Annotated in this window: 15 protein-coding genes, 11 tRNA genes and 1 riboswitch (1 of these 27 only partly in view); of the genes, 4 read left to right on the top strand and 22 right to left on the bottom strand. The window is 40.0% G+C overall.

Annotated features, from left to right (window positions below):
• Positions 1-97: 97 nt before the first annotated feature.
• Positions 98-2,098, bottom strand: coding sequence for a muramidase-2 (locus EHR_RS05575; protein ID WP_010736969.1), 2,001 nt, complete (start codon positions 2,096-2,098; stop codon positions 98-100).
• A 381-nt stretch (positions 2,099-2,479) separates the two neighbouring features.
• On the opposite strand from EHR_RS05575, the gene EHR_RS05570 reads away from it, so the two are divergent.
• From EHR_RS05570 to mnmM, 3 genes are all read left to right on the top strand, one after another.
• A complete protein-coding gene (locus tag EHR_RS05570) occupies positions 2,480-3,130 on the top strand; it encodes a phosphatase PAP2 family protein (RefSeq protein WP_010721028.1) in 651 nt (216 codons plus the stop codon).
• A 246-nt stretch (positions 3,131-3,376) separates the two neighbouring features.
• Positions 3,377-4,333, top strand: a complete 957-nt coding sequence (gene mnmL / locus EHR_RS05565) for a tRNA modification radical SAM protein MnmL/YtqA (protein ID WP_010736968.1) — start codon at positions 3,377-3,379, stop codon at positions 4,331-4,333.
• Positions 4,333-4,902, top strand: coding sequence for a tRNA 5-(aminomethyl)-2-thiouridylate-methyltransferase MnmM (mnmM, locus tag EHR_RS05560; protein ID WP_010736967.1), 570 nt, complete (start codon positions 4,333-4,335; stop codon positions 4,900-4,902). The genes mnmL and mnmM overlap by 1 nt, the downstream gene beginning before the upstream one ends.
• Before the next feature lie 180 nt (positions 4,903-5,082).
• On the opposite strand, the gene EHR_RS05555 is transcribed toward mnmM, so the two are convergent.
• The 6 genes from EHR_RS05555 to EHR_RS05530 all read right to left on the bottom strand — a co-directional run bounded on the left by EHR_RS05555 (position 5,083) and on the right by EHR_RS05530 (position 17,321).
• Positions 5,083-5,910, bottom strand: coding sequence for a class C sortase (locus tag EHR_RS05555; protein WP_010736966.1), 828 nt, complete (start codon positions 5,908-5,910; stop codon positions 5,083-5,085).
• Positions 5,792-7,450 (bottom strand): SpaH/EbpB family LPXTG-anchored major pilin, encoded by a 1,659-nt coding sequence (locus EHR_RS05550; RefSeq protein WP_014834419.1) that lies wholly within the window; start codon positions 7,448-7,450, stop codon positions 5,792-5,794. Before EHR_RS05550 ends, EHR_RS05555 begins: the two co-directional genes overlap by 119 nt.
• On the bottom strand, positions 7,443-8,735 hold the full coding sequence (locus EHR_RS05545; RefSeq protein ID WP_010736964.1) for a pilin N-terminal domain-containing protein: 1,293 nt from the start codon (positions 8,733-8,735) through the stop codon (positions 7,443-7,445). Before EHR_RS05545 ends, EHR_RS05550 begins: the two co-directional genes overlap by 8 nt.
• Before the next feature lie 51 nt (positions 8,736-8,786).
• On the bottom strand, positions 8,787-13,607 hold the full coding sequence (locus EHR_RS05540) for a prealbumin-like fold domain-containing protein (RefSeq protein WP_010736963.1): 4,821 nt from the start codon (positions 13,605-13,607) through the stop codon (positions 8,787-8,789).
• 229 nt (positions 13,608-13,836) lie between these two features.
• Positions 13,837-15,606 (bottom strand): ABC transporter ATP-binding protein, encoded by a 1,770-nt coding sequence (locus tag EHR_RS05535; protein WP_010736962.1) that lies wholly within the window; start codon positions 15,604-15,606, stop codon positions 13,837-13,839.
• 2 nt (positions 15,607-15,608) lie between these two features.
• Positions 15,609-17,321, bottom strand: a complete 1,713-nt coding sequence (locus tag EHR_RS05530) for an ABC transporter ATP-binding protein (RefSeq protein ID WP_010736961.1) — start codon at positions 17,319-17,321, stop codon at positions 15,609-15,611.
• 117 nt (positions 17,322-17,438) lie between these two features.
• On the opposite strand from EHR_RS05530, the gene EHR_RS05525 reads away from it, so the two are divergent.
• Positions 17,439-18,095 carry a TetR family transcriptional regulator gene (locus EHR_RS05525; protein ID WP_010736960.1) on the top strand — a complete coding sequence of 219 codons (657 nt, stop codon included), beginning with the start codon at positions 17,439-17,441 and terminating at the stop codon, positions 18,093-18,095.
• Between the two features lie 154 nt (positions 18,096-18,249).
• Here EHR_RS05525 and EHR_RS05520 read toward each other — a convergent pair whose 3' ends face one another.
• From EHR_RS05520 to EHR_RS05450, 15 genes are all read right to left on the bottom strand, one after another.
• The gene (locus EHR_RS05520; RefSeq protein ID WP_010736958.1) at positions 18,250-18,795 is read right to left on the bottom strand and encodes an acyl-CoA thioesterase; all 546 of its coding nucleotides are present in this window, start codon (positions 18,793-18,795) and stop codon (positions 18,250-18,252) included.
• 131 nt (positions 18,796-18,926) lie between these two features.
• Positions 18,927-19,715 carry an alpha/beta hydrolase gene (locus tag EHR_RS05515; RefSeq protein ID WP_010736957.1) on the bottom strand — a complete coding sequence of 263 codons (789 nt, stop codon included), beginning with the start codon at positions 19,713-19,715 and terminating at the stop codon, positions 18,927-18,929.
• A gap of 154 nt (positions 19,716-19,869) precedes the next feature.
• The gene (locus EHR_RS05510) at positions 19,870-21,345 is read right to left on the bottom strand and encodes an MDR family MFS transporter (RefSeq protein ID WP_010736956.1); all 1,476 of its coding nucleotides are present in this window, start codon (positions 21,343-21,345) and stop codon (positions 19,870-19,872) included.
• A 168-nt stretch (positions 21,346-21,513) separates the two neighbouring features.
• Complete coding sequence (gene metK / locus EHR_RS05505) at positions 21,514-22,707, bottom strand: methionine adenosyltransferase (protein WP_010736955.1); 1,194 nt, start codon at positions 22,705-22,707, stop codon at positions 21,514-21,516.
• A riboswitch (SMK box riboswitch) is annotated at positions 22,705-22,783 on the bottom strand. Its footprint overlaps the gene before it by 3 nt.
• A 342-nt stretch (positions 22,784-23,125) precedes the next feature.
• A tRNA-Glu gene (locus EHR_RS05500) sits at positions 23,126-23,197 on the bottom strand.
• Positions 23,198-23,209: 12 nt separating this feature from the next.
• A tRNA-Ile gene (locus EHR_RS05495) sits at positions 23,210-23,283 on the bottom strand.
• Positions 23,284-23,297: 14 nt separating this feature from the next.
• Positions 23,298-23,368 (bottom strand) — tRNA-Gly (locus tag EHR_RS05490).
• Positions 23,369-23,372: 4 nt separating this feature from the next.
• Positions 23,373-23,445 (bottom strand) — tRNA-Phe (locus tag EHR_RS05485).
• A 3-nt stretch (positions 23,446-23,448) separates the two neighbouring features.
• A tRNA-Asp gene (locus EHR_RS05480) sits at positions 23,449-23,522 on the bottom strand.
• A 43-nt stretch (positions 23,523-23,565) separates the two neighbouring features.
• Positions 23,566-23,639 (bottom strand) — tRNA-Met (locus EHR_RS05475).
• A 46-nt stretch (positions 23,640-23,685) separates the two neighbouring features.
• A tRNA-Ser gene (locus EHR_RS05470) sits at positions 23,686-23,775 on the bottom strand.
• 18 nt (positions 23,776-23,793) lie between these two features.
• Positions 23,794-23,865, bottom strand: a tRNA-Glu gene (locus EHR_RS05465).
• Positions 23,866-23,881: 16 nt separating this feature from the next.
• Positions 23,882-23,969 (bottom strand) — tRNA-Ser (locus EHR_RS05460).
• A gap of 24 nt (positions 23,970-23,993) precedes the next feature.
• Positions 23,994-24,067, bottom strand: a tRNA-Ile gene (locus EHR_RS05455).
• A gap of 14 nt (positions 24,068-24,081) precedes the next feature.
• A tRNA-Gly gene (locus EHR_RS05450) sits at positions 24,082-24,145 on the bottom strand (it continues 7 nt past the right edge of the window).

Below are 24,145 nucleotides of genomic sequence, written 5' to 3'. Positions count from 1 at the left end.
TTATTTACTCAAAAGTGTAGATTCATAGTAACAAATAAATGCTACAAGTTCAAATATTATTTCACACATTTACTGATTTCCTGCCATGTGTCATTACTTATTTTTTGACGATCAACTGTTGTCCCGGATAAATAAAGTTATTCTTGATATTATTCCATTCGATCAATTGATTCATGGTGATTCCATGACTATCGGCAACGCCCCATACTGATTCGCCTGCTTTGACGGTATAGGTTTTTTCATCTGATTTCGCTGGCGTTGATTGTGCAGTGCCTTTTTTAACGATGACTTCTTGTCCTGGATAAATAAAATTGTTTTTGATGTTGTTCCATTCAATCAACTGATCCATCGTAATATGGTGTTTATTGGCAACGCCCCACACCGATTCGCCTGCTTTGACAGTATACTTCGTATCACCCGTTGAAGAAGCCGTTGGAGTTGTAGAAGCTGGCGTTGAAGCTGTTGGTTTGATTGTTGCTGTTGCGCTTGCTTTACTGCTTCCACCTTTGACGATCAATTTCTGTCCTGGATAAATGAAGTTATTCTTAATATTGTTCCATTCAATCAACTGGTTCATGGAAATCCCATTTTTATTTGCAACACCCCATACTGATTCGCCTGCCTTGACAGTATAAGTCGCTTGCCCTGTCGCAGTTGAGCTGGTATTGCTTGATGCGGTGTTCTTGTTATTAGCTGTCGAAGTGGACGCATTACTTGAAGATGAACCACCTTTGACAATCAATTTTTGCCCTGGGTAAATAAAATTATTTTTAATATTGTTCCATTGAATCAGTTGGTTCATGGAAATTCCAAATTTATTCGAAACACTCCAAACCGATTCGCCTGCTTTGACAGTATAAGTACTTCCAGAAGTAGTACTTCCTGTATTTGCCGTATTACTAGATGTATTACCTGTCGATGTATTAGAAGTAGAACCGCTTGCTGAAGAACTACCTTTTGAAACAACCAACTGTTGACCTGGATAAACAAAGTTATTCTTGATGTTATTCCATTCGATCAGTTGGTTCATCGAAATCCCATGATCATTCGCAATTTTCCAAACAGAATCGCCTGATTTAACCGTATATTTTGCACCAGTTGCTTGTCCCGTACTGCCAGACGTATTCGTGTTGCCAGAAGTATTTCCAGAAGAAGCATTATTACCAGTGTTAGTGGTTGAAGAACCTGCAGATTGGCCACCTTTGATCGTTAATTTTTGTCCTGGATAGATAAAATTATTTTTGATATTATTCCATTCGATTAACTGCGCCATCGTGATTCCAAATGAATGAGAGATTCCCCAAACGGAGTCTCCTGATTTGACGGTATAAGTCGTACCAGTCGTAGTTGCAGAACCGCCTGAGTTCCCACTAGTACTTCCAGAATTGGATGTATTTCCCGTATTCCCGCCATTTCCAATCGTTACACCGCCTCCAGCGTTGCCGCTAGCTGGTGTATCGTATTTGGTCAATCCATAGGTTGTAATAATATTGTTTAGTTTTCCAGCATACCCTGGATCAGTTGCATAACGACCTGTCAAACAAGCAGTAGCATCAGTATAAGATTTAGTATTGCTTTTCCAAGTACCTGCATAATAATAGCCATTACCAAAAGAGGTATTTCTTAAAACATAGGCATTGTCATTAAATGACTCTGCAAAAGAAGGGTACTGACGGAAAGGTTCTTTTTTAGATACCCATTTATTGTTAAGATATTCGAGTGTATCCATATAAACAGTTTGACCTTGATAACTTCCTTTAATCCCAAATAGATTATAGTAAGGTGCTTGTGACAAGGCACTACTTCCCCAACCACTTTCGACGACTGCTTGAGCAATCATGACTGAGGCATATAAATCGTTGGCTTGAGCAATTGGTTGTGCATACGTAGCAATCTCAGCAATAAACGCTGCTGTATTGATTCTGGCACCGAATTGTGTGGGGGTTTGATCAGCATCTACTTGTACAGGCTGAATCAATGGCGCTGCCACAGAACAGCCGACCATCGCCGTACCGACAAGTGCAGCACTACGTTTTACTTTACGAAAACGTTTGGTTTCATTTAAACGTCTACGTTCTTTTCTTGCAATGTTTTCCATCTTCTATCCTCCAACTTCTATCTACAATTTCTATACTATTATAATAATTATAACTTCTCTTAATCTTTATTAAAAGTTATTTAAGTGTGTGACTGCTTATTGTAATCAGACTGTAACCTTTCGTAATGTTCAACACTGAGAAAAAAATAGCACCTTTCCCCGCTTGATTTTAACGACTTTTAACAAATAATCGATTTAAACTTTCCCAGTCAAAGTATGTCAGTTATATTACTTGAAAATGTCTAGGAGATTACAAAGTGATTTACAAATAAAATACCTTTTTTATTTTTTGATTAAGTGCTCGATTCTATAAATAATTATGGATATTATTTATAGAGCGAATAATGCTATAATGAGTCATTGTTGAAAAGGAGGATATTTATGAAGCAACGTACAACTTTTCATGTAGCTGGAGCTTGTTTTTTACTGCTCTTTTTAGTCTTAGGCTACATTGTCAAATACCGTATTTCTTTACTGGCGGGATTTGATCAATCAATAACAGAAATGATCCGCGCTCCCTACCCCCATTGGAATGCTTATCAGCTGTTTATGACAAAATTTGGCAATCCACTCACGGTCATCTTAGTCTTCTTGCTGGTTTCATTTTTGTTATGGTGGAAGAAAAAAAGACCTGAAATGATTTGGTTAGCGGTTAATTTTATTGCCATTGCTGGGATCATCAATCCTGTGATCAAACTATTCGTGATGCGCGTTCGCCCAACCCTTGAACACCTTGTGGTAGAGCACAGTTACAGTTTTCCTAGTGGTCATGCAGCTGGTAGTATGATTTTATATGGTACACTGATTTTTCTAATTCCTGTCATTATTCAAAAAAAGGTCTTTCGTCCATTGATTCAAATACTTCTAGCGTTTATTATAGTAAGTGTTGGGATTAGCCGTATTTATTTAGGCGTTCATTTTCCAAGTGATATTCTAGGTGGCTTTTTACTTAGCCTCTCGTGGTTATGCTTCACGTATCCAATTTATCGAACCCAAAAAGAAAAATGGCTAAACACGCAGAAAACGTCTTGATCTCACACAAGTATTTTTTAGTGAGAACTTTTGTTACAAATCATCCAAATCAATAAAAAATTGTGGAGAGACAGTTAACTTTTTTCTTTGATGATTAGTTAATCTGTCTCTTTACTTGATTCTAAGAACGATTCTCGTTATAAAGTGCTTAGATTTTGCGTCATTCATCAGGTATAATGATCTGAATCGTTCAATACGAGTAGAAGAAAGTGATGAATTTAGCACCATTAAGAAAGAAGGATAACAATGGAATTTACATATTCAGATGGAAATAAACGCTACCACTCATGGAATTATGCGTTAAGAAATGAATTTGGCGGGAAAATTTTCAAAGTGCCAATCGATGGAGGATTTGACTGCCCCAATCGTGATGGTACAGTGGCTCACGGGGGCTGTACTTTTTGTAGTGTTTCTGGATCAGGTGATATGATCGTCGCTCCCGAAGACCCATTACCTATTCAGTTCCATAAAGAAATCGATATGATGCATCAAAAATGGCCAGGGGTAACCCAATATATCGTTTATTTCCAAAATTTCACGAATACTCATGCACCTGTAGAAATCATTCGCGAGCGTTTTGAACAAGTGATCAACCTTCCTGGTGTTGTCGGGTTGTCGATTGGTACTCGCCCAGACTGCTTACCAGATGCGGTCGTGGATTATCTCGCAGAACTAAATGAACGGCTTTATCTGTGGGTCGAATTAGGATTACAAACGACTTTTGAAGAAACCTCTACACTGATCAATCGCGCACATGACTACCAAACTTACCTTGATGGTGTGAATAAATTACGAAAACATGGCATTCGTGTCTGCACTCACTTAATCAACGGTTTACCTGGTGAAACATTAGAAATGATGCGTGAAAATGTCCGACGTACGATCCTTGATTCAGATATCCAAGGAATCAAGCTTCACTTAATGCACTTGATGCGCAAAACAAGGATGCTTCGTGATTACCATGAAGGTCGTTTGCAACTGATGACCCGTCCTGATTATGTCAATGTGATTTGTGATCAATTGGAAATGATCCCTCAAGAAATCATTATCCATCGGCTTACCGGTGATGCCCCTTGGGATTCGTTGATCGGACCAATGTGGAGTTTGAAAAAGTGGGAAGTCTTGAATGCGATAGATGAAGAATTGGTTCGTCGCAATAGTTATCAAGGAAAATTTGATGTTCGTAAAGGAGTGCGTTGCTAATGTTACAAACTGCTTTACACTTTAGCCATACGTTATTAACAGAAATCCTGCAACCAGGTGACCATGCTATTGATGCCACCATGGGTAATGGCTACGATACGCTTTTTATGGCTGAATTGGTCGGGAAGACCGGACATGTTTACAGTTTTGATATCCAACCTGCTGCCTTGCAATCCACGAAAGAAAAACTCGCTGAACAAGCATTGACCGATCGAGTCTCTCTTTATTTACAAGGTCATGAGACACTGGGGAATGTTGTGGCTCCAGAGCAACCAATCAAAGCAGGGATTTTCAATCTAGGTTATCTTCCTAAGAGTGATAAAGCAATCATCACTTTACCTGAAACAACGAAAATCGCAATGGAAGAGATACTGAAACGTTTAGCCCCTCGAGGACGCATGATTATCGTCGTCTACTATGGTCATGAAGGTGGGAAATCAGAACTGGATATGGTACAACAGTTTTGTCAAAGGCTCCCTCAAGATCAGTATAATGTTTTAAACTATCAATTTATTAATCAAAAAAACAATCCACCGATTTTGTATTGTGTGGAGAAGAAAAAATGTTGAAATAATTGGCTTTGTTCAATTACTCCATTCGCTTCTTTATGGCTCATCAATGTTTTTTGGACAGTTTTGTTAATTGACGAATATAAACAAGCCCATAACTAGAAAGTTTTCACTAAGCTTTCTATGGTTATGGACTTTTTATCATTTTGGGTTTCTGCAAGTAAACAAGCATCTCTTTTTCTATTCTATTGGTTTTTCACGTATGACTCGCAGAATGAACAGGGATAGACTTCCTACAAAGAGCAATAAAATGAGTAAGATCATGAGATTGAGCCACCATTGTCTTTGTTCTGCGTCGGCTTCTTTTTGGGCTAGTTCTTCTGTATAAGGCACTCGATGTCCTCTGACTAATAATCGATGGGAATTGATCATATACGGTGTACAGGTAACTAAAGTCACGAGATCTTCCTCTGGATAAATTTTTAGAGAGCTAACATCATCAGGTGACACAATAGTGATGTCATTCACTTCATAGGCCAACTTTTCTTCTGCATAGGTGATAATGAAAATATCTTCCAACTCCAGTTGATCAAGATCCGTAAAAAGTTTTCTTTCAGGAATCCCACTATGGGCTGAGATCACACTATGGTTATTTTTACCACCAGTAGGGTAGGACGTCCCTTCCAAAACACCAGCACCATATTGGAGAATCGTCGGGCTTGCATGGTCAAACAACGGAACACTGACCCTAATCTTAGGGATTTGGATCGAACCAATCAAGTGATTCGCTAAATAATTAGCGAGGTCCGCTTCTTTCCGACCAGTATAGGTTGGGAGCGTGATCGCTCCCATGCCTCTTTCTGCTAGTTCTTGATTATACTTTTTGGCTCTTTCTCGTGCCTGTTGCTGTTCTGCTTTTGTTTTTTGAGACTCATTGATGCGATAATGATCAACGAGTTGGTTGAAGGCATTGACATAAAAAGGATAACTCGCAATTAACCCACCTGTTAAAAAAAGGAGATACATCACGATCCGAAGCCACTTTTTTGGTCGCTGTTTTTGGGACATTGGATATTCCCTCCTTCAAAACCTGTTTACATTGGCTTTTTTTCGTTTGTCGGTACACCACATAAGCTGCTAAGAGAATCAGTCCCCCGATCAGCAGGAAAATATAGATACCCATACCACCGGTTTCCGGTAAAAGCCCTTGAGGTTGGTTTTCAATCGTGACTAAAAGTGTCTCTGAAGCAGTTGAATCAATTTCAAAAGTGGTATAAGGATCTAAAATGACGTAACCACTTGGAGCCGTCACCTCTTCCAACGTGTAGGTTCCCGCTTTAAAGCCCCGAATATCAAAATAGCCATCTGGTCCTGAGGTTATTTCTGTCCCGACATCATCCCAACCAATCAAGACATTCTCTTCATTCAGACGTGCGTACAATACTTGACCATCAGAATCTTTAAAAATCCGAAAGACCGCCCCACTTAATGGATTACCATCATGACTATTGATCTTTCTAAATTGATGCTCATTCGTCTTGACTTTTGGTCCATCTAAGATCGTAGGATCCGAGCCAAAATCGATTGTGGCGGTATTATCAGATAGTTGAGTGATTGCATCACCCGTGAGCGACATGTCATAAGAAATCGTGAGCGTTTTTCCTTGTAATAATTCAACCACTTCCTCATTGTCAATGTGGAAAGTAATCGTAAACCCACCATTCGGAGTAGCTGTATCAATCGTAAAATAACTACTAGGTACCGCTACACCATCAATCAATACTTCGATTGAATCAGGGGTCGTTAGTCGCAACCCATTAGTTGGTGTATCCGTGATTTCGAAAAATGCTTTGTTACCTAAGTCACGGGGAACAGCAACCGTCAACAGATAATTTAAGATGTCATCTGTTCCAACATCATAGTAGGTTACTTGATTCCCCTCTTGAGTGATTGTTACTTCATTAAACCGACCGCTATCTACTAAAGTTTTCGAATGTTCTTTCAAAATATTTTTAGGATAGAGGTGGATCTCTGTTAGTTCTCCATCACCAGCATAGACTGGCAAAGCCAAAAGTAGTGGGTATGCCATTTCATATATATTCGCTGGTGATTCTTCTTCGACAAAGAGATAAACAGCATCTCTACCTTGGGCATCTTTTCGAGGTAATTGGTCAAAGACCGCAATCCCCTGTCTGTTTGGATCGGTCTCGCCACTTGCTGTTGCTGTCACTTGAGTCTGCGAAGGGCCACTGGCATAATCAGGGGCTCTTTTATATAGAGCCGCATCAGACTGGATTCTTTCCAAGGCTTCTCGTGCTGTTTTCCCATCCTCTCTGATAGAACGAAAATATTGTTCTGTGACATCATAGACAGAAAATGTCACTCCGTCTAACGGATCACCGCCAAAGTTTTCCATTAGTTCACCAGTATTTTGTTGATAAGCTTCTTTCGGGATCTCATCCTGCCAAACACGTTTATGAAGCGTGACATTCACATGCTCTGGGGCTGCTGCTACTGGAAGACTCATTCCTAAAAGACTGAATGCCGAAAACAACAACGTAGCAAGCATCACGAATATCCTGAATTTATTCTTTTTACTTTCAGTCATCTTCTTCCCTCCTAGTTTTGTTCATGTACTTCCTTAACAAGTAAGCCAGTAATAACAACGCAATGCCTAAAATAGCTAGCGCTTGTCTCATTTCTGCAGTACGTGGTAACAGACGATTAAATAGCTGTTCCGTCCCTGTCGCTGTCCCTCCTTGTCCACTCCCATCATCTGTTGGCAGATCATCGTCCTTTTGAGACTCTCCTGCTCGTGAAATATTATAGATTCTAGGTCCTTTCTCTACCGATTCGTCCTGTTCATCAGAAAAAGGTTCCGACATTTTTTGTTCATTAAGGGTCATGAATAAAAACTCACCTGATTCATTTTTCCAAGTATTTGGGATAAATAATGGAATCTGCCGATTTTCTTCACTGATCTCATACCCCGGAAGAGTTTGCAATTCTTCAAAATAGTATTCACCACCGATCAAAAAATGGTCTGCTATCTTGACACGCCCTGCAGCATCAGAGATGAAGGTTGCGATTGCTTCATCATTTAAGGGATCATCACTTTGTTTCCACACATCCCCTAACGCCTCCTGATTTTGTGCTAAATAGATTTTTTCCCCAGCTTCGTTATAACGAAACAGGGAAAAAATCACACCTTCGAGAGGTTCGGTCTGCTCACTGTCTTCTTCTTTGCCATATTTGTAAAAATACGGTTGTCGAAAATACCCAGCATTTTTAGGATAAAGATGAATCTGAGTCAGCTCTACTTCATTTAATGGGTCCATTAGAGGCAAGCCAATCATTATCGGTGCAGCATTTGTCACATTGAAATAACTAGTTTGCTGGGAATGATCCTCAACGATCAGATAAATTCCATAGTGACCGTTGTGCTTTCTGGGAACATCGACCACACCCACTCCTTCGCCAAATTCAGCATGAGTCTGCGTTAGGACAGGACTACCTGTCACTTCTTCTAATTGCTGCTCTGCAATAAATTGTTCGATTTGGATCGGGTTCATCTGTCCCAAGCGTTTAGCTAAAGCTTGCGCATCTTCTTGTGCTTGAAGATAGTAATCCGTCAAATGATAGACATGAAACGTGGCGCCATTATAAGGAACACTCAGACCAAGGCCATTTAAGTTAGCCAATTCATCTTCTGTCAATTGTCTGCCATTTGATGGAGAGGTCTGTGGATCTGTGATCGACTCATCTACAAGGACTCTCTTGTGTAAGATAAACGTCACAGTCTCAGGATCAGTAGCATAGCCTCTATATGGGAAGAACCCGGTTACTAACAGCAGACCTAGCAACAGCCATTGAAACATTCTTTTTTTCTGCATATCCTCTACTCCTTTCTCATTTGCTGAAATGCCATCAGACCGTCCTAATTACTATTTGCTATTTCGCTTACTTCTCAAGCGATAGAACAACCAACCTAGTAATAAAACAATGGTAGTGAGGGCTGCAATTAGAAAGAAGCGAAGTCCAGGTCCACCTGTCATTGGCAATAAGCCAGACGTTTCCGTATTCATGATTGGTACGACTTCCATTTCGTCCAAGTTTTGGACAGCTTCATGTGGTTGTAACAAAATGTAATCTGTATCAGCTAGCCTAAATCGTTCAGAAAGGTCACTACCTTCGTGATCCGTGATACTTATTTCTCTAATGTAATAATGATAAGCTTGACCATCTGGAGTAAATTTCTCCAAGCGGTTACTGATCCATTTCAACCCTTCACCTGTATCTCCTGGCGTTAAGAGAATCGTTTGGATTTTCTGCTTTTCCCCTTCTTCGACACTTCTAAATAACTCAAAGGTAATGTAGTTAATGCTCGAGTAATCTAAATCGCTGAATTCAAATTGTTTCTCAAATCCCACATAGACACGTTCAGGGGTACTTTCAGGTGTCGTGCTATTTTTCAGGGTGATTTGCCAATTATGATTAGCATCTTTCACGATCTTATTGAGATTATCAACTTGATCGCCTTCTTCCCCACTACTTAAATCAAAATATGGTTGCAGGTTTTTTCCTGTTTTGGTATTGATGATGCTGGTTTCTTTTACGATATATCGATAATCCTCACCTAAATCGGCTAACTCTTCGACCAACACTTTAAACTCATTCTCCTGATTTAAAGTGAAAGTCATGGGTGTGAATGAAGCATCCAAGCGCCACTCATCGCTTTGTTCATGCCGTTGTTCCCTTAATAAATTGACCGTAATTTCATAATCTTCTTTGATCTCCTCTGGTACTGCCGCATTAGGCGTGGTAAAATCCCAATTTTTTTCGATCGTGAAAGGCTTTGGTCGGTTTTCAACAGTCAACTTGAACTGACCATTGTCTAATTGGATCGTTGCTCGTTCTTGTGTCACTGGAATCCCTTGTTCATCGGTGAAAAAAATTTCCTCTTCTCTACTAGTCGTTCCTGATGCCTGTACCTTGAAATAAATGGGCTCTGGTAGTACAGCAAACGGACCTGCTGGTGGAGTAATCTCTGTCAGACGATAGATTCCGTTCGTCAATCCATAAGCCTCTTCTTCATGAACACCACCGATCTGAGTAGGATTATCTACCGTAAATGTCCCTAATACTCTTTCAGGAAATTGTTCTTGGAAAAAATCTTTAGATTTTTTCTCTAAACGGAATTCTGAACCTGTAAGATCATTTCCTTCGTGATCGGCTTTATAGAATTCCACGATTCGGTGGATTCCTGAAGCATAACCTTCGCCCGTCGTGATGTCCGTAATGGATTCTTCCGTCACTTTTTGTTTCCCATTCAAGAAAACACCTGCACGATTATTGACAGAATCAGCGGTTGTTTGGGCAGTATATTCTACGATCAATGTTTTATCTGTCACTTCTGACTGACCAGTATTATCACCTACAACTAATTGGAAATGAGCAGTTTTTTGCGATAAATTGATCAAACCGTCCGCAGCTAACTGGTCAAAGGCGGTTTCTGCCTTCACACCTGGCTCACTTAAAGCTCTTCCTGTTTGCTGACTGATCCAATGAGCTTCACTTGTATCATTTTCTGGATTTGCTTGCCATTCAAAGATTTGATAAGCACCTCGCCCATCTACGCCAATGTACTCTGGCAAATATGGGACTAAGAGTTGTTGTGGTGCCAACAGTAGAAAATCTTGTTCATCAATTAAACGGCGTATTTTTTCAAATTGCTGAGTCTGGGGATTGTATTTTCCTTCAAAAACGTTGATTCGATATTTTCCAGTATCGGGATCTAGCAGAAGCGTCGTTTCTTCTTCATGATCCATGAGATCAAAGAGATACAAATTCTGGTATTTGGCGCCACCTGGATTCACGATCACGCGGTAGGTGATATGTTCGCCGTCGTCTGCTACTTCACCCGTCTTGATCACTAAACTTTCTGTCGGTATCGTGACTTGCGTTTCTACTTCTGTCTTGCGCCCACCAGGACTTGTCAGTGTCGCTATATTTTTATAAGAACCTGCTAGTAATGGATTATCAGCTAGTTCTTGAGTGGCAACATAATCGGCAATGAAGAAGATAACGATTGGTCGATGACTCTCTTTTAAGAGAACGATCCGCATCAATTGTGTTTGCGGATCATATTCTAGGCGATAATCCGTACCTTCCACTAGTCGTTCATTCCCTGCATAATCTCCTGCCGCTATTTTCCAGCGGTGTTGGTTCGTATCAGGATCAATCGGACCAGCTAGGTTGGCGGTCCCCTGGAAGACGTGAACAGAGTCTGGCTTAAACTCCCAACCAGCAAGGGTCGAAAAATCATCTTCAATGACGGTTCCTGCTGGTAATGGACCACTGGAAGGATTGAATTCTAGACGAAACAGTGTTTGGTAGCGATCAACGATTCCAGTGTAGACCGGTTGTCGACTCTCATTTGAAAAACTTTCATCTGTCCAATATTCAAACGTTCCGATATTTCCAGCATCAGCTTGTTCTGCATCTTCAGCGATTGCTTCTTCATACTTTTGCCCTGGCTGTAGGAATAACCCTTTTTTATGTCCATCGTTTATGAGGCTATAGTGCCAATTGCCAAATGTTCCATAACCAACTGAATCTTGAGAATACTGAACGTCTCCTTGTCGCCAAGTTGCTTTGGCATAGTTGAAGAACGTAATATCTGGATGGATATACGTTCCACCTAACCAAGGATAGGTCCCTTGGACTACTGGATCGCTGGAATAGTAATTACTTCTATTGAACTGAGAAGGGTCTTCATCCCAGATTTTTAAATAACCTCTACTAGATAACTGATGCTCTTTCGTTGAAAAATGAATCTTAATGGTTCGATCCGTTGTTTCATAATCTCCAATCAAGCGGATCGTAAACCCTGTTTGATAAGCACTATTCGCTTGATGTAAATAACTCCCATCCGGCAACATCAATCGTTCATCGGGTTCAGAAAGATTATGCAAAACCAACTCAAAATCAACATCCTTTTCTAATGTGTTGCCTACGTCATCTGTGATGACTAATGTCGATTCTAGTAATGAGCGAGCATAATAGATCCATTTAAAAGGACGAACATTGTTCTCATAGTAGCCGTGATAGTTATTAGGATCGAACAATCGCACGAGATCCTCTTCAAAGATGATGGAAGAATCACGGATTTCTACTTGTTCAACTAATTTATTTTCCTGATTGAACAAAATCTCCCAATGTTGGATCTGCTGAGTCTGGTCACCCCCAACTCCACGTTTTACGATCCCTGGCATGCTTGGGTTAGGAATGATTCCGCCAGCGCTACCTTCACCAAAACTTCCTTGGATCGCATGGTTGGAAAACTGGATCGTATCCGCTGAAACCTGTCCATCCGTCGTCTGTATCCTCGTTTGGTAGGTGATTCGGTAGGTGCCATTCGCATCCCCTGGTGGTGTGAGCGTCATCTCTGTGTTTTCTGCATTGAAACCGACTGTAAAGCCTTCAGCATTCGTTCCAGTGATCTGCAGTGAGTTTTGTTCAAAGGTATGGCTCGCAGCATTTGCTGGAATGACGGATAATCGATCAACGATAGGGTCTTTTTCACCATCGACGTAATAATACGTGTCGATTTGCCAAGTCACGAGTACATAGTCATACGCTTCGCGATTCCCTGTTGGTTGACCAGGCTCATCTGTCGCCCGATAAAAATCAATTTTGTCTGATCCATTTGGATTTTTAGCTATTCGTTTTGAAAAGTCTTGTTTTACGATATCAAATTCGACATCATTCGTTTCTGTCCGACCTAATTCATCACTTTCGACAATGAGTTGATTATGAACAGTTGGTTGGCTCAGATCTTTGACTCTGGTACGGATGATTAATCGATAAGCGGTTCGTTTAGGTGCTTCATTATTTCTGATCGTCCAAGTTATTTGATTGTCTTGTTGCGCTTGACTATAATCACTTGCTAACAAAGGATGGAACTGTTCATCTTCAACTTCTTTCTTTTGGATACTAACTGACACAAATTCCTGGTTATCACCAAAGAAATCTGTGATTTTCACATTTGTCAACGCCCGATGTTCTTCGTTGATCAACGCTTCCCATTCAACAATTCCAGTGTCCCGATTAAAACCAATTCCCTGTTTTTCAACGATCTCTTCTCCTTTAACAATGATTGGCACTTCAACTACACCATATTCTCCCAAATCTACGATCAATTCTTCGGTAATATTATCAAAACTCGTATCAATAGAAAACGAACCCTGAATCTCACTAAAATTATAAATACGGGTATTAAATTGGATTGCTATACTACGATCCTCATTTACATAAAACGTACCAAAAGAAAATCGTCCAGTTTCATCCATCAATTCACCCGATAGACCACCTGCTGGAATCAATAATGTGTCAGGAATATTTTCAATGATCGTATAGCGTTCATTAGCCATTAGATCGCCACTAGGATAAATATCGTCATCGACCAACCACCAATTGATTTGAAGGCGGACATTCGTATCGCTTGGAACGCCTGTTTCGGGCAAATCATTCGTATACGTGCCGTCTTTTTCAGGATCGATCATCAATTGGACGCCGTTATCATTGTTCCCGTAAGCCTCACCTAATTGAAAACCTGTTGGTTGTCCAGTTACCTGGAAATGACCATTTGAGGAAGCATGGACTAGCGGCCCCATCAAAAAGAGCGGGTTGGACAAAGGAACCAAAATCGTCAAGAGCATCATCAATTGTAAGCACACCTGCCTTATTTTTACCTTCATACCCATTACCTGCCTTTTTATAGTTTTTAAGGAGCGCCTTATTTAACATGAAATATAACAGGTTTCTTGAAACAGCTTACTTCAACTTTTTCAGACAAGTCTGAAAAATAACGTTTCTTATCTCACAATAGCCAAAGTCAAAGAGATCTCTATATGCAAAAAAGACTACTTAGAAAAGAGCCATTCCCTCTTCTAAGTAGTCTATTAGTTAGCTTATTTGTTCATCAAAAACAGATTATTCAAAGACAAACTGATTATGATAAAGTTCAGCATAGAAGCCATCTTCTGCCAACAACTGATGATGATTTCCTTCTTCGATTACTTTTCCATCACGTAAAACAACAATACGATCTGCATTTAAAATCGTTTTTAACCGGTGGGCAATCACAAAGCTGGTACGTCCTTTGATTGCTTCGTCCATGGCTTTTTGGATTTTAGCTTCTGTTACTGTGTCCACGTTACTTGTTGCTTCATCTAAAATCAACAATGAAGGATTCGTAATGATCGTTCTGGCAATACTGATCAATTGTTTCTGACCGGTACTGAACAAGTTGTTTTCTTCAGATACTTCTGTTTCATACCCTTTTTCTAGATTCATGATAAAGTCATGAATATTCGCCTGCTTAGCGGCATTGATCACTTCTTCATCTGTCGCATCAGGTTTCCCAAAGACAATATTGTCGCGAATAGTACCCGAGAATAGGACGGATTCTTGTAAAACGATTCCTACATGTTTTCGTAAAGCATCTAAATCATACTCACGGATGTCTGTCCCATCAATCGTTACTGCACCACTATTCACATCATAAAAACGATTCAATAGATTCATGATCGTTGTTTTACCTGAGCCAGTCGGTCCAACTAACGCAACCATTTCACCTTTATTTACATCAATGGATACATCATTTAACACTAATTTATCAGGGTTATAACCAAAATCAACGTGTTCCAAAGATAAGCCTTTATCGATCCCATCAAAGGATTGACCATTCGCTGGTTTCACTTCATCTTTTTCAGCAAACATCTCATTCAGTCTACGTGCTCCTGTGATCGCTAATTGGATCATGCTATAACCAGATGAAATTTGCATCAATGGTTGATAATATTGTTGGGAATACTGAACGAATGTGACTACCAATCCTAAAGCAGCCGAGCGTTCCAGATCCCCATTCAGTGCTAACCATCCACCAAAGAAAATGACGATTGCGGTATTCACTAAAGACATCCCTTGCATCATTGGGAAAAGCAATCCTGAATAAGCTTGTCCTTTAAACGTTGCTTTACGAACAGTCTCATTGTGTTCCAAGAAACCATCAATTGTCTCTTCCTGTAATCCATTGGTGATGATGACACGTTGACCACTGATTTTTTCATCCATATAGCCGTTCAATTTCCCAACTTCGTCTTGTTGTAAATCAACGTATTTTCTTGCCTTTTGGATAATCAAAACAGCAATCAAAACTGCCACTGGTGTAGAAGCAATTGTTGCCCAAGCTAACTCAACATTTTGGCGGAACATCATAATCAATATCCCAAAAAGTAAAACGATATTGGTGATTACTTGGAGCAAAGCTTGGTTCAAACTATTTTGGATATTATCTAAATCACTCGTAAATCGACTAAGAATTTCCCCATCTTGATGAGAATCAAAGAAGCGGATCGTCAATTTTTCTAGTTTATTGAATAAACCAATACGCATCCGATTCGTCGATTTACCCACTACTTGCGTAAATAAGATACTGTAAATGAAGTTTGCGGCACTCGCTAAAACATAAAACATTAATAGTTTCCAAATAATGGAAACGAAGCGACTCTTATCATCGACTCCTTGCATCAAAGCCCCAACATAGTTGGCTAGTTCTTGAAAGGCTTCTCCGATATATTGTGGTGCCTTCACTTGAAGATAAGTGGCAATGATAACTGTAACAAAAATAAAGAAAAAGGAGACCTTATACCGTTTTAAATAGTGATAGAAAAACTTACTGGCTTTTATTAAATCAGTCATGGCTACTCCTCCGTTCCTTTTTGTGTTTCGAAAATTTCTTGGTACACCCGATTGGTTGCTACTAGTTCTTCGTGTGTTCCTTCACCCACTAATCTGCCTTCATCTAACACAAGAATCCGGTCTGCTTTGACAACAGAAGCGATTTTTTGAGCGATCACAATCGTAGTAGTGCCTTTTAATTCTTTTGCTAATGCTTCACGAACCAACTTTTCAGAACGCGCATCTAATGCACTGGTACTATCATCTAAGATCAAAATCTTAGGATCACCAATGACACCTCGGGTAATAGACAACCGCTGTTTCTGTCCACCTGAAAAGTTACTACTACGTTCTTCCACAGGAGCCTCATAGCGATCCGCTAATTTTTCGATAAATTCTTGTGCTTGAGCAATCGCAGAAGCATGTTCCATATCTTTTTCAGAAGCATCTTTTTTCCCTTGACGCAAGTTTTGCGCAATCGTTCCAGAGAAAAGGATCGCTTTTTGTAAAACAAAGGATACAGTGTGACGTAAGCTTTTTTCATTGACTTGTCTTAAATCTACGCCGCCTACTTCCACTTTTCCTTCTGTTGGGTCAAACAATCGTGGAATCAACTGAGCGAGTGTCGATTTACCAGCTCCTGTTGCACCAACAATCCCCACCATTTCCCCTGGTTGGATCGAAAAACTGATGTCTTTCAATGTGTCTGCATCATCGCCAGGATAACGGAAAGAAACATGATCAAAAGTGACTGATCCAGTTAAATCCTGTTCTGGCACATCTTGGTATGTTAAATCTGGTTCTGTGTCTAAAATATCTTTGATCCGTTTCAATGAAACTGCAGCTCTTGATGTCATCATCATCATCATTCCACCAATAATGATTGCCATCATGATCTGCATCAAATAGTTCATGAAAGAAGCCAAACCACCGATTAAGGTTGGATCATCTTTTGCTAAATCACTAACAAAAAAGATTGCGCCAACTACTGCTAAATTAGCAGCCAACATAAAGGATGGAATCATCACAGAAAACAAGGTTCCCACAATGATGTTGTGTTTCGTTAGATCTTCGCTGACTTTACTAAACTCTTTCAATTGATTGTCTTCTTGGACAAAAGATTTGACTACACGGATCCCCATAAGATTTTCTTTGGCAATACTATTGACTTTATCAATCAGTTTTTGGATGATCATAAAATGTTTACCCATTCTGGTAAATGATAAAGCTGTAATCAAGAAAACTGCTACGATCAATGCGACAATGATCCACCATAATTGCGGCATCGTCATCATTGCCAAAACAAAAGCCCCGATAAACAGAAATGGAATTCTAAAGAGCGATTGTAAAGAAATCATGACTAGGTTTTGAATTTGTGTAATATCATTTGTTAGTCGAACTACCAGATTTCCAGCAGAGAATTTTTCGATATTTCCAAATGAAAAAGTCTGGATTTTACGAAATGCTTCTTCCCGAATATCAGCACTAATCCCTTGTGCCACTTTCGCTGAAAAAATCGTATTTGAAACTCCAGCTGCCAGTCCTAATAAAGCTAAACTGATCAAGTATACACCGATCGTTTTCATCTTGTCGTTATCTTCTGTAATAATAGCTTCTAATACTTGTTGTAAAAGCTTCGGTTGCCATAATGCGGCACTTACCATAATCGCTACAGAAAACAATGAAATAAATACAGCAACTTTGTATTTTTTTGCATGTCTTAAAATTAAGCCCATTGGTTGTTACACCCCTTTTTATTAAAATTGACAGGTCTTATTTAACACTGTAAAATAAGGCCGACTAACAATTTACCATGTTTAAAAAAATATTGCAATACAAGAGGTTGATTAAATTTGGAACCAAAGCTTTCCCAAGAAATGATTATCAAATCTGCTTTTGCGATTCTGGCAGAAACGCAAGAACTATCAAAACTATCTATGCGAAACCTTGCTCAAAAAGTTCAAGTAAAAGCCCCTGCGCTTTACTGGTATTTCAAAAATAAGCAAGACTTGCTCCAAAAAATGGCTGAATTCATGGAAAATGAACTAATCATTCCCGAGCCTCGTTTACCTTGGCAGGAACGTCTTGTTCAATTCATGGAAAACTACTATGACCTTTACACCCACTTTCCTTGTGGTGCAGAGCTAGAAATCAATACCGTTCCTTCTTATGCGAGTCGTTTGGAACACTTAGAAATGATGATCCAGATTCTTATCCAAGCGGGCTTTTCGATTGACCGTAGTCGTCAAGCAGTGTTTGCTCTTCATAACTTGTTGATTGGTCAACTGATGGATCAACAGCATGAACAGAATCTTCGGCACAAAATCATGACCGGTAATCACTTACTCAAAGATGCTATTCTTTCTATGAAAAGTTATGTCGAAGAAAATGCACTAGTTGGACTAAAGGCTAGTATCACCGCTCACCAGAACCAAGAAAATGAAAAACAACTCTTTCTTGATAGCGTGACGATCTATCTTCAAGGGTTGGCTGTACAAAAAGAATCGTAAACAAAAAAAGACATGAAGGCAAGTTCGCGAACTTGCCTTCATGATTTTTTTGTTTACTGTTTGAGTTGACTACGTGAATAAAACTTCCTATTCCACAAGTAATAGCCAGTTTAGCTACTAGTTTAGCCATTTCACTTATCCTAGATAAAGCGGTCTAATCATCTATTCCTTCATTTTTTAACCAAGGAAGGTCTGTTGATAATTGAGCAGCAAAAGCTCGGTAGTCTTCTCGTTCTTGTAAGCGCTGTTTGCGACGTTTTTCGTATCCTGCGCACACTAGTTTTTCTTCTGCCGTGTCAGGTATGACTTTAGGTACTGTAAATTCCGTTTCTTCATTCATATGAGACGGAACAGCGACAAATGTTGTAAAACAAGTTGCGGCTAAGTAACGCTCCCCAGTTGTCAGATTTTCCCCAATAATTTTAACGAATACTTCCATCGATTTATGATGAGTACCACTTACATAAGATTCTACACACACAGAATGGTTTTCATGCAATGGCTTCAAAAAATTCAAGCTGTCTAAAGAAGCGGTAACTGCACCTCTGCGACAATGTCTTGTCACAGAGATCGACGCAGCATCATCAATCATCGTCATCAATTTCCCACCAAATAAAAACCCAAAAGGATTAAGATCGAACGGAAAAATCCGATGTGTTTGAATGACTATCGATTCTTTACAATGCTTTATCTCTTCCAAAAAAACACCTCTTTCAAATTATTACCTTGTGATTCGTCCTATAAAAAAGCTAAGGCCAAGACAATGTCCTAGCCCTAGCGATCGTCCTGAAAAATAGTCTCAAAAGCTAAGAAAGATCAAGGATTCTTCACCTATTTTTCTTCAAATAACCATTCCAAAGCACGTTGAATCCACTGGTCCCAAAATACCCAGTTATGTTCGCCAGGACCATGTTCGAAGGTTACGCCAATCCCATTTGCTTTCAATGAATCAGTCATTTCTTGATTTGCTTGATAAAGAAAATCTGATTCCCCACATGCCAAGTAGATACGAGGTGCTGTTTTGTCACTCTTTACTAATTCTTCTAATAAATACTGAGGATCATTAACTGAACCTTTGATCTGATCTAACGGTCCAAATACGCCCTCCCAGAATTTTGCCTTTCGAATCATCAATAAATCATCCATCCGATTGCCTACTGAAATGGCTCCTGATAAAGAAATGATTGCAGCAAAATTTTCTGGTTTTGCCAGCCCAAGTTTCAAAGCACCATAGCCACCCATTGATAATCCAGCAGCATAAGTCTTTTCTCTTTTTGTCGTTAATTGTGGAAACAGTTCATGACAGATTTCGGGAAGCTCTTCTGAAATAAACGTCCAGTATTTCATATCATAGGCCGTGTCGGTATACCAACCTAGATCAGTAGAAGGCATAATGACCGCTAATCCATGGTCTGCGACATATCTTTCAATCGACGTCCGACGCTCCCAGACACTATGATTTCCTCCCATTCCGTGCAGAAGGTATAAGACAGGAACATCTGTTGTCGCTTGTTGTGAACTCGTACCGATCACTTTATTTGTTGTTTGTGGAAGGATTACATTCAGGTTTACTTCCATCTCTAAAACATTCGAATAAATATTTGCTTGAATAAATGCCACGTTGAAACATCCTCTCTAAGGTGTGAAAAATAGTGTTTTTGACCTGACCAATAATGACAAATTTTGATAAAACAACTATTCTAACACCGGTTATCGTTGTGAAATAATTGGTCAAACGACCTCACAAAGTAACATTTAGTACTACTTTCTTGTACTAATACTCTCTTATTCTATCACTTTTTTCACGAACGACAAATGTCAATGCAAAAGCGATCACTACTAGTAATAGCCCCACAAAATAGACTTGATGCAATCCTTCATATAAAATCTTCCGTAAAGGCGTGATCAACTCTGACGCAATGTTTTTAGCTGTTTGTGGGTTGACTAGCTTATTCATGATATCTGCATCATTCGTCAAATTAGTCGCATTCAGCTCCCGTTGTGTTACTCCATTGATCAATAAGCCAAAGACTGCCACCATCACAGTTTGTCCAATCGTCCGCACCAATGTATTGAACGAGGTAGCTACCCCTAGTTGATCTCGAGACACACTATTTTGGGCACTAACAGTTGAGGTAGTCATGGTGATTCCTAGTCCTACACCAATGACCGTTGAAATAGCAAAGAACCATAAAAAATTACTTTCAAATGGCATTAACCAGAGCCAGGCACCGCCTAGAGAGGCAATCAATAGACCAATTCGCAATACCCAATTCGTTGCCATTTGAGTCATCCACTTACTTGCTAAGAAAGAACCGACCATCCAAACGAGAGAAAGCGGTGCTAAGACTAATCCCCCTACTGCAGCATTTAGCCCCAATACCCCTTGCATCCACATCGGGATATACACATCGATGCCCATTAAGAACCCACTGGCTAAAGCTGCTGCTAGATTCACGACCACAAATAGTGGATTAGCAAAAAGATGCAACATGATCACAGGGTCTTTGGCTCTTCTTTCTGCTGCAATAAATAAAAATAATAGAAGAAGACTTCCGATCAAAAGCCCGATCACTACTGGAGTAAATCCTTGATCCCCTAACAATTGAAATCCAAGAAGTAAAGCAACCAACATCGCCATCAAACTAAAGCTCCCGAATAGATCCATCGGTTTTGACTCATGTTCTCTCTGTGGTTCGTTCAAATAAAGCCAGATCAAAACCATCAATAAAAGCCCGATCGGTACATTAATAAAAAAGATCCAATGCCAACTGATCGTTTCTACAATAAAACCTCCAGCTAATGGTCCAAAAACACTAGCAATTCCCCAAGCCGAACTGTTCAAACCTAAAACTTTTGCTCTTTTTTCAATCGTATATAAATCGCCAATGATCGTTAACGCCACTGGCATCATTGCTCCAGCGCCCATTCCTTGAACAGCACGAGCAGCAATCAACCCCATCATGGTTTGAGAAAGTCCACAAAATAAAGAACCAATAATAAATAATAGCGTTCCAAAGATAAAAATAGGTTTTCTCCCCACTTTATCTGCAAGTTTGCCATAGATCGGTGTCAGCATCGCATTCGTTAGTAAATAAATCGAAAATACCCAATTCATGATCTCCATACCGTGAAGAGAGCCGACGATCGTAGGCATCGCAGTGGTCACGATCGTTCCTTCAATTGCTGTCATGAAAGTTGCAATAAACACACTGATCGTTACTAATTTGACGTTTGTTTCTCTTTTCATCTTATTCCTCCTTTTTTTATTGTTGCCAAATAAATTTTAGCCAAAAAAAATAGGCTTTATCATTTATCAAAAACACGAATCAAAAACGACCATGGATTTCTCTTCAGTCGTTTGGATAAAAAAAACTGGAATGATCCCATAAAGAGAACCATTCCAGCCATCAAAAAGCTATTTTGCTAAGCTTGCTTTAATTGCATCAACTTTATCTGTTTTTTCCCATGGCAATTCGATATCCGTACGACCGAAATGACCATAAGCTGCTGTTTGACGATAAATTGGACGACGTAAATCAAGCATTTCAATAATACCTGCAGGTCGTAGATCAAAGTTTTCTCTCACAGCGACAATCAAGTCTTCTTCTGGAACAGTTGACGTACCAAAAGTATTGATTGAAATAGATACAGGTTGTGCAACACCGATCGCATAGGCTAACTGAACTTCAGCTTTTCTTGCCAAACCAGCTGCTACAATGTTTTTCGCAATGTAACGAGCGGCATAACTTGCTGAACGGTCAACCTTAGTAGCATCTTTCCCAGAAAATGCTCCACCACCATGGCGAGCATAGCCGCCATATGTGTCAACGATGATTTTTCTTCCCGTCAACCCAGCATCTCCTTGAGGTCCCCCAATAACAAAGCGACCAGTAGGATTGATGTAGTATTTTGTGTTGTCATCAAGTAATTCAGCTGGAATAACTTCTTTTATTACTTTTTCAATGACGTCATGACGAATTGTTTCATTGTCCACTGCATCATCATGTTGTGTTGAAATAACGATGGTATCCACTCGTTCTGGCTGACCATTGTCATCATATTCAACTGTTACTTGTGATTTTGCATCTGGACGTAGATAAGTTAATTCATTGGATTTACGTAAATCAGCTAAACGACGAACTAGACGATGGCTTAATGCAATTGGTAAAGGCATTAATTCAGGTGTTTCATCGACTGCAAAACCAAACATCAATCCTTGGTCTCCAGCACCGATCTCATCCAATACATCTCTCTTCGCTTCGTCACGAATCTCAAGTGCTTCATCAACACCTTGAGCGATATCTGGTGATTGTTCATCAATTGCAGCTAATACAGCTACTGTATCTCCATCAAAGCCAAATTTTGCTCGTGTGTAGCCAATCTCTTTGATCGTTTGACGTACCACTTTTTGAATATCCACGTAGGCAGTGGTTGAGATTTCTCCAAATACCAATACAAGACCAGTGGTAACAGATGTTTCACAAGCCACACGTGCATTTGGATCCTTTGCTAAAATTGCATCCAAGATCGCATCACTGATTTGATCAGCAACTTTATCTGGATGTCCTTCAGAAACAGATTCTGAGGTAAATAAATGTCTTTCTCCCATAGTGATTCCCCCTAGTTAAATTCGGTTACAAGGCATCTCCGCCGATGACGGATCCTCTCGGGAACTTGCAACGAACCAAGTATAGCAGATATTTGAAATTTACGCTTGTTTTTTTAACGTAATTACTTAAAAATTTGAATAGTTCACTGATTATGCTAGTTATTTCCTTTATCCCAGGTAATCATTTCGCTTCACTATGCTACATGTTTAAAGAATAGCAATAAAAAAGGTTCAAAGTTTAGGAGCATAAGTGTACAACAAATCCTTTGCAGCAGAATCAAATTTTTTTCATTCTATTTCTGATCACCTATAGAATCAAATAAAAAGACCTAAAACAATCATCGCCTACGATAACTATCTTAAGTCTTTTGAAATCATTCTTACAAATAAAAAAAGATACTTTCTAAAGTATCTTTAATGACCCGTACGGGATTCGAACCCGTGTTACCGCCGTGAAAGGGCGGTGTCTTAACCGCTTGACCAACGGGCCAGGTGAAACTAATGGGCCTAAATGGACTCGAACCATCGACCTCACGCTTATCAGGCGTGCGCTCTAACCAGCTGAGCTATAGGCCCATAAAAAAACTAAAAGCGGGTGACGAGAATCGAACTCGCGACAACAGCTTGGAAGGCTGTGGTTTTACCACTAAACTACACCCGCATTATGGCGCGGGACAGAATCGAACTGCCGACACATGGAGCTTCAATCCATTGCTCTACCAACTGAGCTACCGAGCCAAACGGTCTGGACGGGACTCGAACCCGCGACCTCCTGCGTGACAGGCAGGCATTCTAACCAGCTGAACTACCAGACCATATTTAGTTTCTTATTTGGTGACTTTGAAAAATCAAAGTCAATTGCGGGAGCAGGATTTGAACCTACGACCTTCGGGTTATGAGCCCGACGAGCTACCAGACTGCTCCATCCCGCGATAATATAATTTGCGAATCAACTACTTTATAGTAACTCACAAAGTAAGGAGGATAAGGGATTCGAACCCTTGCACGGTTTTACCCGCCTGACGGTTTTCAAGACCGTTCCCTTCAGCCGGACTTGGGTAATCCTCCAATATAAAACTATAATCATGACCCGTACGGGATTCGAACCCGTGTTACCGCCGTGAAAGGGCGGTGTCTTAACCGCTTGACCAACGGGCCAGGTAAAATATTGAAACGGAGAAGGAGGGATTTGAACCCTCGCGCCGGTTTCCCGACCTACACCCTTAGCAGGGGCGCCTCTTCAGCCACTTGAGTACTTCCCCAAAACCAATAAAGTTTTGTACTAATGGGCCTAAATGGACTCGAACCATCGACCTCACGCTTATCAGGCGTGCGCTCTAACCAGCTGAGCTATAGGCCCATAAAAAAACTAAAAGCGGGTGACGAGAATCGAACTCGCGACAACAGCTTGGAAGGCTGTGGTTTTACCACTAAACTA

Origin of the sequence: Enterococcus hirae ATCC 9790, assembly GCF_000271405.2 — a bacterium.
GTDB classification, from domain to species: Bacteria; Bacillota; Bacilli; order Lactobacillales; family Enterococcaceae; genus Enterococcus_B; species Enterococcus_B hirae.
This window is presented reverse-complemented; position numbering and strand designations above follow the sequence as displayed.

Excerpts from the sequence above, each read along its gene's own strand:
- EHR_RS05510 (WP_010736956.1), bottom strand. The coding sequence starts at position 21,345 with ATGAAAAGAGAAACAAACGTCAAATTAGTAACGATCAGTGTGTTTATT.
- mnmM (WP_010736967.1), top strand. The coding sequence starts at position 4,333 with ATGTTACAAACTGCTTTACACTTTAGCCATACGTTATTAACAGAAATC.
- metK (WP_010736955.1), bottom strand. The coding sequence starts at position 22,707 with ATGGGAGAAAGACATTTATTTACCTCAGAATCTGTTTCTGAAGGACAT.
- mnmL (WP_010736968.1), top strand. The coding sequence starts at position 3,377 with ATGGAATTTACATATTCAGATGGAAATAAACGCTACCACTCATGGAAT.
- EHR_RS05535 (WP_010736962.1), bottom strand. The coding sequence starts at position 15,606 with ATGACTGATTTAATAAAAGCCAGTAAGTTTTTCTATCACTATTTAAAA.
- EHR_RS05540 (WP_010736963.1), bottom strand. The coding sequence starts at position 13,607 with ATGGGTATGAAGGTAAAAATAAGGCAGGTGTGCTTACAATTGATGATG.
- EHR_RS05530 (WP_010736961.1), bottom strand. The coding sequence starts at position 17,321 with ATGGGCTTAATTTTAAGACATGCAAAAAAATACAAAGTTGCTGTATTT.
- EHR_RS05545 (WP_010736964.1), bottom strand. The coding sequence starts at position 8,735 with ATGCAGAAAAAAAGAATGTTTCAATGGCTGTTGCTAGGTCTGCTGTTA.
- EHR_RS05570 (WP_010721028.1), top strand. The coding sequence starts at position 2,480 with ATGAAGCAACGTACAACTTTTCATGTAGCTGGAGCTTGTTTTTTACTG.
- EHR_RS05575 (WP_010736969.1), bottom strand. The coding sequence starts at position 2,098 with ATGGAAAACATTGCAAGAAAAGAACGTAGACGTTTAAATGAAACCAAA.
- EHR_RS05550 (WP_014834419.1), bottom strand. The coding sequence starts at position 7,450 with ATGACTGAAAGTAAAAAGAATAAATTCAGGATATTCGTGATGCTTGCT.
- EHR_RS05555 (WP_010736966.1), bottom strand. The coding sequence starts at position 5,910 with ATGTCCCAAAAACAGCGACCAAAAAAGTGGCTTCGGATCGTGATGTAT.